The sequence below is a fragment of the Streptomyces sp. NPDC002574 genome (genome assembly GCF_042889545.1).
GTDB lineage: Bacteria > Actinomycetota > Actinomycetes > Streptomycetales > Streptomycetaceae > Actinacidiphila.
Window position 1 is genome coordinate 551,112 of the sequence record NZ_JBIARB010000001.1, and the last position, 12,042, is coordinate 563,153.

Below are 12,042 nucleotides of genomic sequence, written 5' to 3' on the forward strand. Positions count from 1 at the left end.
TCCCTCTGCGTGGCATCCCGAGCCCCCTCCGGACACCGCGCCTCCCCCTCACTCAAGACCCTACGAGGCCCCCCTCAGGGTCTTGACGCTACATAGACCCGCGAACCCCGGGGATGGTTGCACGCCCTCAGGAAGAAATTTCAAAGTTTTCCGACCGCCCCCGGAACGGCCCCCGGAGCCCGGTTCACCGCACATGCGCGCGGTATCTTGCGATGGTTTCGTCCAGTACGTCCCCGCCGTCACGGGCCCACAGGGCCGGGTTGAAGATCTCGACCTCGACGGGTCCGGTGAATCCGGTCGCGTCCACCCGTTCGCGGAACCCCCGCAGATCGACACAGCCGTCGCCGAGCTGCCCGCGGCCCAGCAGCACCCCCTCGGGCAGCGGCGTGATCCAGTCGGCGACCTGGAAGCAGGCGATGCGGCCGCCCTCCCCCGCCCGCGCGATGTCCCGGCCGGCGAGGTCGTCCCACCACAGGTGGTAGGTGTCCACGACGACCCCCACCTGCTCGACGGGGAAGCGCTCGGCGATGTCCAGGGCCTGCGCGAGGGTCGAGACGACGCAGCGGTCCGAGGCGAACATCGGGTGCAGCGGCTCGATCGCGAGCCGGACGCCGCGCCCACCCGCGTACGGGGCGAGTTCGGCCACGGCGTCGGCGACGCGCTCGCGGGCCGCGACGAGGTCCCGCTCGCCGGCCGGGAGGCCGCCGGAGACCAGCACGAGCGTGCCGGTGCCCAGGGTCGCGGCCTCGTCCACCGCCGCGCGGTTGTCGGCGAGCGCGGCGGCCCGCCCCTCCGGGTCGGAGGCGGTGAAGAAGCCGCCGCGGCAGAGCGAGGTGACCGTGAGCCCCGCGTCGCGGACGAGCTTCGCGGCGGCCTCCACGCCGTACTCCCCGACCGGTCCCCGCCACAGGCCGACGCCCGGCACGCCGCGCGCGGTCAGGTGCTCGGCCAGTTCGGGGAGGGCGAGTTGGCGCACGGTCTCCTGGTTGACGCTGAGCCGCGCGAGGTCGTCCGGGGTCCGGTTGTCAGTACCCACTGTCACACTCCGTACACGGAGAGGAGGTTCCGCATGCGGGACGCGGCGAGCGCCGGGTCCGGGAACAGGCCGATGCGGTCGGCCAGTTCGTACGCGCGGGCCAGATGGGGGAGGGAGCGTGCCGAGTGGGAACCGTCGAGCATCGTGAAGTGGGACTGGTGGCCGGCCAGCCAGGCAAGCAGGACGACGCCGGTCTTGTAGTGCCGGGTGGGCGGCCCGAACAGGTGCCGGGACAGCTCGACCGTCGGGTCGAGCAGGGAGCGGAAGGCGGCCGGATCACCGGCGTCCAGCGCGCGGAGCGCGTGGGCGGCCACGGGCGCGAGCGGGTCGAGGATGCCGAGGAGGGCGTGGCTGTAGCCCTGGTCGTCACCGGCGATCAGCTCGGGGTAGTGGAAGTCGTCGCCGGTGTAGCAGCGCACGCCGTCCGGGAGGAGGCGGCGCAGCCCGATCTCGCGCTCCGCGTCGAGCAGCGAGATCTTGACGCCGTCGACCTTGCCGGGGTGCGCCGCGATCAGTTCCAGGAGGGTGTGGGTGGCGGCGTCCAGGTCGGTGCTGCCCCAGTAGCCCTCCAGCGCCGGGTCGAACATCGGCCCGAGCCAGTGCAGGACGACGGGGTGCGCGGCCTGCCGCAGGACGGGGCCGTACACCTCCAGATAGTCCTCGGGGCCCTTGGCGACCGCGGCGAGGGCGCGGGAGGCCATCAGTACCGGCTGCCCGCCGGCGTCCTCGACGAGCGCGAGCTGCTCCTCGTAGGCCCTGCGGACGTCGTCCAGGCCGTAGGGGTAGCCGATCTCGGTCACGGGAAGCTGGTCGGTGCCGACGCCGCACAGGATGCGGCCGCCGGCGGCCCGGGCCTCGGCGCAGGAGCGGCGGACCAACTCGGCCGCGGCCGCCCAGTCCAGGCCCGAGCCGCGCTGCGCGGTGTCCATCGCCTCCGCCACCCCGAGCCCGTGGGACCACAGGTGGCGGCGGAAGGCGAGGGTCGCGTCCCAGTCGACGGCCGCCGGCAGACCGGGGGCGGTGCGGAAGGGGTCCGCGACGACGTGCGCCGCCGCGTACACCGTGCGGCTGCGCGACGGGGCGGCGTCGGCCGGGACGGAGAAGTGGGCGGCGGGCGCGGTGCGCGGCTCGTACGGCCGCAACTCCCCCGAGGCGTCGGGCAGGTGGATGGTCGTCACAGCATCAGCTCCGGTACGTCGGGACGGCGGCCCTGGGCCGAGGACTTCAGGGCCGGTTCGGCGCGCCGGGCGGCGGTGACCTGGGCGTCGAAGGAGATGTCGGCAGTGGGGTCGGCGAGCACCGCGTCCAGGTCGGTGGAGACCACGGCGGGGTCCGGGCCGTGCCGGCCGGCGATGCCCCGCGGCGCGTCCTCGCGGTGGCCGACGAGGACGGGTTCCGGCCACAGCACGGTGCCGTCACCGAGGTCGAGGCCGCCCCGCTCTCGCAGGGCGAGGATCGAGCGCACGAGGTGCCGGCGGCAGCCCATGCGGCCGGTGACGCCGTCCATGGCGATCCGCACGGTCCTGCGGGTCACGGGAGTTCCTCTCTCCGGCGGCGGGCCGCCGAGGGGGCACCAAGCGACAGCAAGCGCTTCCTCGCCCCTCACGCTAGCCATCGCCACGACAATCGACAAGAAGCACCACCTTCCGACAGATAGCGCTTACTGGCCTGCGGACCGGGCCGGACCCGCTCCCCGCGCGGCTCCGGGATGAGAGCATGTGCCGCCACGGGCCGACGGCCCCGGAGCACCACCGACCCGGAGGAAGCAGAAGCATGGCAGTGACCCTGGCCGACGTCGCGGCGCAGGCCGGAGTGTCCGCCGCAACCGTGTCGCGCGTGCTGAACGGCAACTACCCGGTCGCCGGGAACACCCGCGAGCGCGTGCTGCGGGCCGTGGACGACCTGGACTACGTCGTCAACGGCCACGCCCGCGCGCTCGCCGCCGCCACCTCCGACCTGGTCGGCGTGCTCGTCAACGACGTCGCCGACCCCTTCTTCGGGCTGATCGCCAGCGCCGTGCAGGGTGAGATCAGCGGCGGCCCCGACACCCCCGGGGCGATGCCCGCGGGCGCCGGGAAGCTCGCCGTCGTCTGCAACACCGGGGGCTCACCCGAGGCGGAGCTCAACTACCTCACCCTGCTGGAACGGCAGCGCGCGGCCGGGGTGGTGCTCACCGGCGGCGCCGTGGAGGGCGGCGAGCACTCCGCCGCCGTCGCCGGCCGGCTCTCCCGGCTCGCCGCCTCCGGCACGCGGATCGTCCTGTGCGGCCGGCCACCGCTGCCCGAACTCGCCGACCTCCAGGGCGCCGCGGGCGACGCCGTGGTGACCGTGGCCTTCGACAACCGCGGCGGCGCCCAGCGGCTCACCGAGCACCTGCTCGCCCTGGGCCACCGCACCATCGGCTATGTCGCGGGCCCCGCGGACCGGACCACCACCCGGCACCGGCTGGAGGGCCACCGCGCTGCCCTCGCACGGGCCGGCCTCACCGCCCCCGCCGCGGACCTCGAACGCCTCACGGTGCACGGCTACTACGACCGCTCCTCGGGCTACGACGCAGCCCACGAACTGCTGCGCCGCGAGCCGCGTCTGACCGCGGTCCTCGCCGCCAACGACAGCGTCGCGCTGGGCGTCTGCGCCGCCCTGCGCGAGCGCGGGCTGCGCATCCCGGAGGACGTCTCCGTGGCCGGCTACGACGACCTGCCCTTCAGCGCCGACGCCTCCCCCGCCCTCACCACCGTGCGGATCCCGCTCCAGGAGGCCGGGGCCCGCGCCGGGCGCCTGGTGATGGGGCGTCAGTCCCCGCCGCCCGGAGGGCTCGCGACGGTCCGCACCGAGCTCATGGTGCGGGCCTCGACCGCGCCGCCGCGGCAGGACGCGTAGCGGCCCGGAGCGCACACGACGGCAGACCCCGCACCCCTGGCAAAGTGCCGCACGGCGGAATACCTTTGACTGAGTCAAAGATATTTCCCGGGAGAGGCACCGGCACCGTGACCGTTCAGGAGATCAGGGCGTTCAACCGCTTCTACACCAATCTCATCGGGGCGCTGGACTACAGCCGCCATCTGCACACCCCGTACACCCTCACCGAGGCTCGCGTCCTGTACGAACTCGCCCACGCCGACGGGCTCGACGCCGCCGACCTGCGGGCGGCGCTGTCGGTGGACGCGGGGCAGCTCAGCCGCATGCTCGCGGCCTTCGAGCAGCGCGGCCTGGTGACCCGGACGCCCTCGGAGCGGGACGCCCGGCGGCAGCGGGTGGACCTGACACCGGACGGCCGCGCGGCGGCCGGGCTGCTGGAGGAACGCTCGCGGGACGCGGTCTCGTCCATGGTGGGCGGCCTGGCCGCGCGCGACCGCGAGCGGCTGACCGGCGCCATGCGCACGGTCCGCGAGGTCCTCGGCGGCGCCTCCGCGCCCGCGTCCGCACCTGCACCGGAAGCGGAGCGGGTCCGGCTGCGCGGGCTGCGCCCGGGCGACCTGGGCTGGGTGGTGCAGCGCAACGCGGAGGTCTACGCCGAGGAGTTCGGGTGGAACGCCACGTACGAGACGCTCGTCGCCCGGATCGTCGCCGACGGCCACGAGCGCGCGTGGATCGCCGAACTGGACGGCGAACGGGCCGGCTGCGTCTTCTGCGTGCGCGACGACGATCCCGGCACGGCCCGGCTGCGCCTGCTGCTGGTGGACCCGGCGGCCCGCGGCCACGGCATCGGCCGGGCCCTGGTCGACGCCTGCGTGCTGTTCGCCCGCGACACCGGCCGGCGCGAGCTGGTGCTGTGGACGAACGACGTGCTGACCTCGGCCCGCCGGATCTACCAGGCGGCCGGATTCGAGCTGGTGGGGCAGAAGCCGCACCACAGCTTCGGCAAGGATCTCGTCGGGCAGGACTGGCGACTGGTGCTGTAACGTCCGGAATGTGAAGCTCGCGTTCTCGACCCTCGGCGTGCCCGGGCTGCCCATGGCGGACGTGGCCCGGCTGGCGGCCGAGCACGGCTGGCACGGCGTGGAGCTGCGGGCCGGCCACGACGAGCCGGTGCACGCCGGCCTGACGGAGCGCGAGCGGGCCTCGGTGCGCGAGGAGTTCCGCTCCTCGGGGGTCGCGATCGTCGCGGTCGCCTCCTATGTGCAGGTGGCCGCGCCGGGCGAGGACGAACCCGTGCTGCGCGGGCTGCGCGACCACGTGCGGCTCGCCGCCGGGCTCGGGGCACCGCACCTGCGGGTGTTCCCGGGCGCGGAAAACGGGTCGGCCCCGGACGTGGCGGACACCCGCGCGGCCCGCCGCCTGGCCGCCGTGGCACCGGAGGCGGCGGACCTGGGCGTGCGCCTGCTGCTGGAGACCCACGACTCGCACCGCACCGGCGCGGACGTGGCCCGGGTCCTCGGGCTCGTGGGCCATCACAGCACGGGCGCCCTCTGGGACGTGCTGCACCCGTGGCTCGGCGGGGAGCAGCCGGAGTACACCTACCCGGTGCTGGCGCCGTACCTGGGCTACGTGCAGGTCAAGGACGTCTCCTCGGCGCAGGACACCACGCCGGTGCCGCTCGGCCGCGGCGCGGTGCCGCTCGCCGGGACGATCGAGGTGCTCAGCCGGGCCGGCTGGGACGGCTGGCTGTGCTGGGAGTACGAGCGCCGCTGGTACCCGCAGGTGCGGGCGCTTCCGGAGCTGCTGTCCCGGGGCCGCTCCCATCTGCTGGGGCTGCTCGGCGAGTCGGCCTGATCAACCCGCCGCCTGATCAGCCCGCTGTCTGATCCACCCGCCGCCTGATCCACCCGCCGCCGCGGTCCGGGCGACCCGGACGGGAGGCGCTGGTCACACCGTCCCGGCACCGTCCGCCGTATCCTTCGGCACCAGCGACTCTTCAGCGAATGCGCCGGTCGCTGCGCGTTCCGATGCAGAATCCCTGAACGACGAGGTGGACGGATGCTGGACCTGGCCCGGCTGCGGGCACTGCACGCGGTGCATGTGCACGGCTCCGTCGGCGCGGCGGCGACCGCGCTCGGCTACACCGCCTCCGCGGTCTCGCAGCAGATCACCAAGCTGGAGCGGGAGACCCGCACCACACTGCTGGAACGGCAGGGCCGCGGGGTGGCGCTGACCGAGGCGGCACAGTTGCTGGCCGAGACGGCCCAGGAGCTGATGGCCATCGTCGAGCGGGCGGAGGTCGCGCTGGAGGAGCGGCGCGGCAAACCGACCGGGCGGCTGACGGCGGTGGCCTTCCCCACCGCCGCGCGCGGGCTGATGCCCGGTGTGCTCGCCGAACTGGCCGCCGCCCACCCGTCGCTGGAGCTGCGGATGCTGGAGGAGGGCGCGCACCGGGCCGTCGACCTGGTCGCGCGCGGTGTCGTCGACCTGGCCGTGGTGCACGACTGGGACATCGCGCCCCTGCCCGCCCCCGAGGGGCTGGAGCGGGTGGTGATCGGCGAGGACCACTGCGACATCCTGGTACCCGCCGGGCATCCGCTGGCGGCGCGGGGCCCCCTGGCGCGCGAGGACCTGACCGACCAGCGGTGGATCTGCCAGCCGCCGGGGCACGTCTGCCACGAATGGCTGGTGCGGACCCTGCGGGAACTGGGCAGCGAGCCCGATCTCGCCTTCCAGGTCGCCGAGTACCAGACGCAGCTGGAACTGGTGGCCGCCGGACTGGGGATCGCGCTCGTGCCCCGGCTCGGGCGCGGCCCGGTGCCCGCGGGCGTGGCCGTGATGCCGCTGGAGCCGGCGCCGGTGCGGCGGCTGTACGCCTTGTGGCGCACGGGCGCGTCACGACGTCCGGCCATCAGTGAGACGGTCCGCGTGTTGCGGGCCCACTACCCGCAGGTGGGTGCCCGACCATAGGCGGATGTCCTCCACCCGCAGGGAACCGTTCCGGGCAGCGTCCCGTCCAAGCCACGTGCTGCTGATGAGTCTCCGCAAGGCGGTGTCGGTCACGCTGCTGGCTGCGTCGCTGACAACCCTCTCCGCCGCCTGCGGCCGGCAGCAGTCCGCCACCGGTGCGCCCCCCTCCGACAGCACCGGTGGCGGCCCCGCGTCGTCCGGCATCGTCTCGCCGACGTCCGATCCCAAGCCCCCCGCCTCCCCGTCCGTCACGGTCTCGCCCTCGACGCCGCGTCAGGGCGGGATCGCCTCGCGCCGGGTGTACTTCTCCTCGGCAGTCCGGGCCCCGGCGCTCCACACGGTGCTGAACGACGAACGCGACCTGTCCCGCTTCCCGGGCTGGTTCGCCTCGTCCGATCCCGCGGTGGGTGCCGAGATCGCCAAGCGGGCCGCCGCCACGGACTTCTCGCGGAACGTGCTGGTCGCCTGGAACCGCACGACCGGTTGCAGCGCCGCAAAGGACGCGCTGCTCTTCCGCGGCGGCGACCGGCTGGTGCTCGGGATCGACCAGCCGCCTCCGCCGGGCGAGTGCTTCGCGGCCCATCAGGTCGTCACCGTCTTCGAGGTGCCCCGCGACCGGATGCCCGCGCATCCGCGCTTCGCCCAGGAACAGGACCCGCAACCCGACCCGGCAGGACCGGGCAGGACCGTGGCCTTCGGCCGGCTGGACGGCGGGGAGCCCGCGCGCGGCGCGCGGAACGCCGAGGTGACCTCGGGCCGTCAGCTCGACGCCTTCCTCGCCACGCTGTCCCCCAAGGACGCCAAGACCGTGCGCAAGCAGTTGGCGGCGCGCCCGTCCCGGCCGGGCGAGCGGCGCTTCGCCTTTCTGCTGACCGGCTGCCGGCCCACCGACGCCTGGCTGATGATCAGCCGTCAGGGGGTCTCCGCGGCCACGACCGGGGACGAGACCATCCGCTGCATCCAGGCGCAGCACTGGACGGCGGTCCTTGCGGTGGCGTCGTCCTTGGTGCCGGAGCGTGCCCGCCTCATTGACTGACAATAACTTTCCGGATAAGCGTGTCTGCTTGAAGGTTTCTTTCAGCCCCGCCTTCGACATGTCCCGCCTCCTCCTGCCGGAAGGAGTCCGTCATGCACAGCCCTCCCCGTCCGTCCCGCCGTGCCGTCCTCGGCGCCGCCGCGGCCGCCTCCACCGCCCTCGCCGTCGGCGTCCCGGGCACCGCGAGCGCGGCCGCGGCACACGACCGCAGACGCGTCCGCGCGATCATCGACCGGATGAGCATCGAGGAGAAGATCGGTCAGCTCTTCGTGATGCGGGTGTACGGCCATTCGGCCACCGCGCCCGACCCCGCCGACGTGGCGGCCAACCAGGACGAGATCGGTGTCTCCAACGCCGCCGAGCTCATCGCCAAGTACCACGTCGGCGGCATCATCTACTTCGCGTGGGCCCACAACACCCGTGACCCGCACCAGATCGCCGATCTGTCCAACGGCATCCAGCGCGCCTCGCGCATCCCCCTGCTGATCTCCACCGACCAGGAGCACGGCGCGGTCACCCGCGTCGGCTCGCCCGCCACGCTCTTCCCCGGCGGGATGGCGCTCGGCGCCGCCGGGAGCGTGCGCGACGCCCGCGCCGCCGCCGCCGTCGCGGGAGCCGAACTGGCGGCCATGGGCATCAACCAGGACTACGCGCCCGTCGCCGACGTCAACGTCAACCCCGCCAACCCGGTCATCGGCGTGCGGTCCTTCGGCGCCGACCCCAAGGCAGTCGCCTCGCTCGTTGCCGCCCAGGTGGCGGGCTACCAGGGGGCCGGGGTCGTCGCCACCGCCAAGCACTTCCCCGGGCACGGCGACACCGGCACCGACAGCCACTTCGAACTGCCGGTCATCACGCACTCCCTGGAGGAGTGGCGGCGCCTGGACGCGCCGCCGTTCCGGGCCGCCGTCGCCGCCGGCATCGACTCCATCATGACCGCGCACATCCTGGTGCCGGCGCTCGACGACTCCGGCGATCCCGCGACGCTGTCCCGGCCGATCCTCACCGGCATCCTCCGCGAGGAGATGGGCTACGACGGTGTGGTCGTCACCGACGCCCTCGGCATGGAGGGCGTGCGCCAGAAGTACGGGGACGACCGCGTCCCCGTGCTCGCCCTCAAGGCGGGCGTCGACCAACTGCTCAACCCGCCGCTGCTGGAGACCGCGTGGCAGGGCGTGCTGGCCGCGGTGCGCTCCGGCGAGCTGACCGAGGAGCGCATCGACCGGTCGCTGGTGCGCATCCTGACCCTCAAGGAGCGCAGGGGCCTGCTGGACCACCCCTACGTCACCCACCGCGGCGTGGACCGGGTCGTCGGCACCCGCGCCCACCTCGCCGCCGCGGACAGGATCACCGACGGCACGGTCACGCTGCTGGCCAACAACGGCACGCTGCCGCTCCCCGCCCGGCGCCGCCTGCTGGTCGTCGGCGCCGATCCGGCGGCACCGTCGGGCACCGGAGGGCCGCCCACCGCCGTGCTGGCGGCCGCGCTCACCGCGCTCGGGCACCAGGCCCAGGCGCTGTCCACCGGAACCGCGCCCGGCCAGGCGGCGATCGACGCGGCGGTGGCCGCGGCGCGCGGCACCGACGCGGTGGTCGTGGCCACGTACAACGTCAGCGCCGCCACGGACCGGCAGATCGCCCTGGTGCGGGCGCTGGCCGCCACCGGTGTGCCGGTGGTGCAGATCGCGATCCGCAACCCGTACGACATCGCACGGCTGGACGGCACGGCGGCGGCGCTCGCCACCTACGGGTGGACGGACGTGTCCATGCGGGCGGCGGCACGGGTCCTGGCGGGCCGCGTGCGGCCGGGCGGGAAACTGCCGGTGGCAGTACCCCAGACTGACGAACCGACGCGCGACCTCTATCCCGTGGGGTGGGGTCTGGGGTACTGAGATGGAGCGCGCACGGCGGCCCCTCCCGGAACCGGGCCCGACCCCCTATCCTCCCCAAAGGGGGCACGTCGCCCGGGGGAAGTGGTGGGGGGCCGCCGTGCGCATTCAGACGATCTCGGGGCAACTGCTGGGCGCGGCATGGCTGCTCGCCGTACTGCTGGCGTCCTGCACGCCGAGCCCCGGCGGAACCGGCAGCAGCGCCGCGGGCCCGAGCACCACGCCGACCACGCAGGACGGGGTCTTCCTCGCCCAGGACGAGTGCGCGACCAGCGACCCGGTCGGCTCCTACCGCGAGATCCCCTGCGACGACCCGGCCGCACTGGCCCGGGTGGTCACCCGTCTGTACGGGCTGCTGCCCGCCTCGCCGTCGCCGTCGCCGAAGGACGCCGCACGGCCCGGCGACCGCTGCCCGGCGACCACCGACTTCCTCCTGACCGTCAGCGCCGCCCAGCCGCAGGGCTACGCCTGCATGCGCAATCTGATGGCCCCTCACCCCGGCGACCCGGGCGAGGGCGGCGGACCGCACACCATCGCGGGCGACTGCGTGTACACCTCACGGCACGGCGAGGTGAAGGAGACCAACTGCGACGGCTCCGGGGCGCACAAGCCGCAGTACCGGGTCGTCCGGCTGGCCTCCACCCGTGCCGCCTGCCCGAAGGACACGGTGCTGTACGTCCGGGTGGGCGGCGGGCCGGCGGGCGTGGGGTGCGCCCGCCGGCTGTGACGCGCGCCGGTCAGGGCCGCAGCGTGCCGTTCTCGGCGCCGGTGCGCCGGTCGAGCCGCGCGTCGTACGCCGCCAGCGGCTTCGCCCTGCCGGGGTCCGCCGTGACGGCGGCGGGGGCGACCCCGGCCCACTGGAGCACCTCGGCGGTGGCCTTCGCCTTGTCGGCCGCGCCCAGTGCGCCGATCACCGCGCCGTGGTTCGCGCCGGGCGCCCACATCACGTACGCGTCGTGCGTGCCCCTGCCCGGGCGGAAGGGCTCGGCGCCCCAGGGGTCGTTCTGCCCGTAGACGAAGAGCATGCGGTCGGCGTGCTGCCGCACCCAGCGGTCGACGTCGCGCATGGCGTGGGGCTGGAAGCGCATCGGGATGGACCGCGGCACGTACGAGCGCGGCTGGTAGATGCCCGGGTAGCGCAGCAGGCCCTTCAGGTGCGGGGTGGCGAAGGTGGGCGCGCCGAGCTGGGTGCCGGCCTGGTAGTAGTACGGCGTGTAGTACTCCAGCCCCTGGTCGGTGTAGAAGTCGAAGCCGGAGATCGTGTCGACGAAGGAGTAGATCGCGTCGGTGGACGCGGTCGGCGCGGGGACGTCCGCGCACTCGGACGCCAGGTGGTACTGCCAGAACGCCCACACCAGGTCGAGGACGACGTTCTCGTAAGCCTTGTCCGCGCTGCCCACGGTGGTGAACGTCAGGCCGTTGCCGTCGGCGTACGTCTGGTAGCGGGCGACGATCTCGTCGCGGCGGACCAGCGCCTCGCGCTGTACGGCGTTCAGGCGGGCCCGGCAGTCGGCGGTGCCCACCGTCCGGAAGAAGCGGGTGTACGCCGAGTCCTCGTCGTCGACCACGTCGTTGGGGGCGACGTAGGCGACCGTGCCGGCCATGTCGTGCGGGTAGAAGCGGCGGTAGTAGGTGGCCGTCATCCCGCCCTTGCTGGCGCCGGTGGCGAGCCAGTGCCGGGAGTAGACGGTCCGCAGAGCGCGGTAGATGCGGTGCTGGTCGCTGGCGGCCTGCCAGATGTCGAGCGTGGACCAGTCGGCGGGCTCGGGACGGGACGGGGTGAAGAACCGGTACTCCATGGAGACCTGGTTGCCGTCGACGATCTGCGTGGGCTCGCGGCGCGAGGGTGTCGTGGAGAGGCCGTAGCCGGAGGTGTAGAAGACGGTCGGCCGGTCCTCGGACTTGTGCAGCACGGTGATCCGCTGCTGGAAGGTGCCCCTGGACGGATGCCGGTGGTCGACCGGCTGGGTGTAGTTCAGGACGAGGAAGCGGTAGCCGGTGACCGGCTTCTCCTCGATGAGGCTCATCCCGGGTATCGCCAGGATGCGGTCCTTGATGTCGGGGATGCCGGGCTCGTCGGCGGTCGCGGTGGCGACTCCGCCACCGACGGTGCCGATGAGCAGCATGAGCGCGAGCAGCCATCTGAGCGCGTTGCGCATGCCCCCTCCTTCGGGGTCGACGGGCGTCCCCGTGAACCTATGAGGGGGAACTCGCCTGCCACCAGGGGGCGTTGACAGCCGAACGCGGCCCGGACC

The 12,042-nt window shown here is 74.0% G+C and carries 10 protein-coding genes and 1 pseudogene; 7 read left to right on the top strand and 4 right to left on the bottom strand.

Annotation, left to right across the window (positions count from 1 at the left end):
* Positions 1 to 184: 184 nt before the first annotated feature.
* The 3 genes and pseudogenes from ACFYXS_RS02535 to ACFYXS_RS02545 all read right to left on the bottom strand — a co-directional run.
* On the bottom strand, positions 185 to 1,036 hold the full coding sequence (locus ACFYXS_RS02535; protein WP_389242941.1) for a sugar phosphate isomerase/epimerase family protein: 852 nt from the start codon (positions 1,034 to 1,036) through the stop codon (positions 185 to 187).
* Between the two features lie 2 nt (positions 1,037 to 1,038).
* Entirely contained in the window at positions 1,039 to 2,214 is a 1,176-nt protein-coding gene (locus ACFYXS_RS02540) for a dihydrodipicolinate synthase family protein (RefSeq protein ID WP_389242943.1), read from the bottom strand.
* A gap of 26 nt (positions 2,215 to 2,240) precedes the next feature.
* Positions 2,241 to 2,570, bottom strand: a pseudogene (locus tag ACFYXS_RS02545) (gfo/Idh/MocA family oxidoreductase); the annotation flags it as partial.
* Between the two features lie 239 nt (positions 2,571 to 2,809).
* On the opposite strand from ACFYXS_RS02545, the gene ACFYXS_RS02550 reads away from it, so the two are divergent.
* From ACFYXS_RS02550 to ACFYXS_RS02580, 7 genes are all read left to right on the top strand, one after another.
* On the top strand, positions 2,810 to 3,916 hold the full coding sequence (locus ACFYXS_RS02550; RefSeq protein ID WP_389242945.1) for a LacI family DNA-binding transcriptional regulator: 1,107 nt from the start codon (positions 2,810 to 2,812) through the stop codon (positions 3,914 to 3,916).
* A gap of 107 nt (positions 3,917 to 4,023) precedes the next feature.
* Positions 4,024 to 4,938: a GNAT family N-acetyltransferase gene (locus ACFYXS_RS02555; protein WP_389242947.1), complete on the top strand. Its 915-nt coding sequence runs from the start codon at positions 4,024 to 4,026 to the stop codon at positions 4,936 to 4,938.
* Positions 4,939 to 4,948: 10 nt separating this feature from the next.
* Positions 4,949 to 5,749, top strand: a complete 801-nt coding sequence (locus ACFYXS_RS02560; RefSeq protein ID WP_389242949.1) for a sugar phosphate isomerase/epimerase family protein — start codon at positions 4,949 to 4,951, stop codon at positions 5,747 to 5,749.
* A 204-nt stretch (positions 5,750 to 5,953) separates the two neighbouring features.
* Positions 5,954 to 6,865, top strand: coding sequence for a LysR family transcriptional regulator (locus tag ACFYXS_RS02565; RefSeq protein WP_389242951.1), 912 nt, complete (start codon positions 5,954 to 5,956; stop codon positions 6,863 to 6,865).
* Between the two features lie 64 nt (positions 6,866 to 6,929).
* Positions 6,930 to 7,901 (top strand): hypothetical protein, encoded by a 972-nt coding sequence (locus ACFYXS_RS02570; RefSeq protein ID WP_389242953.1) that lies wholly within the window; start codon positions 6,930 to 6,932, stop codon positions 7,899 to 7,901.
* 92 nt (positions 7,902 to 7,993) lie between these two features.
* Complete coding sequence (locus ACFYXS_RS02575; RefSeq protein ID WP_389242955.1) at positions 7,994 to 9,790, top strand: glycoside hydrolase family 3 protein; 1,797 nt, start codon at positions 7,994 to 7,996, stop codon at positions 9,788 to 9,790.
* A gap of 97 nt (positions 9,791 to 9,887) precedes the next feature.
* Positions 9,888 to 10,514 (top strand): hypothetical protein, encoded by a 627-nt coding sequence (locus ACFYXS_RS02580; protein WP_389242958.1) that lies wholly within the window; start codon positions 9,888 to 9,890, stop codon positions 10,512 to 10,514.
* A 10-nt stretch (positions 10,515 to 10,524) separates the two neighbouring features.
* On the opposite strand, the gene ACFYXS_RS02585 is transcribed toward ACFYXS_RS02580, so the two are convergent.
* Complete coding sequence (locus ACFYXS_RS02585) at positions 10,525 to 11,946, bottom strand: S28 family serine protease (protein WP_389242960.1); 1,422 nt, start codon at positions 11,944 to 11,946, stop codon at positions 10,525 to 10,527.
* Positions 11,947 to 12,042 lie beyond the last annotated feature (96 nt).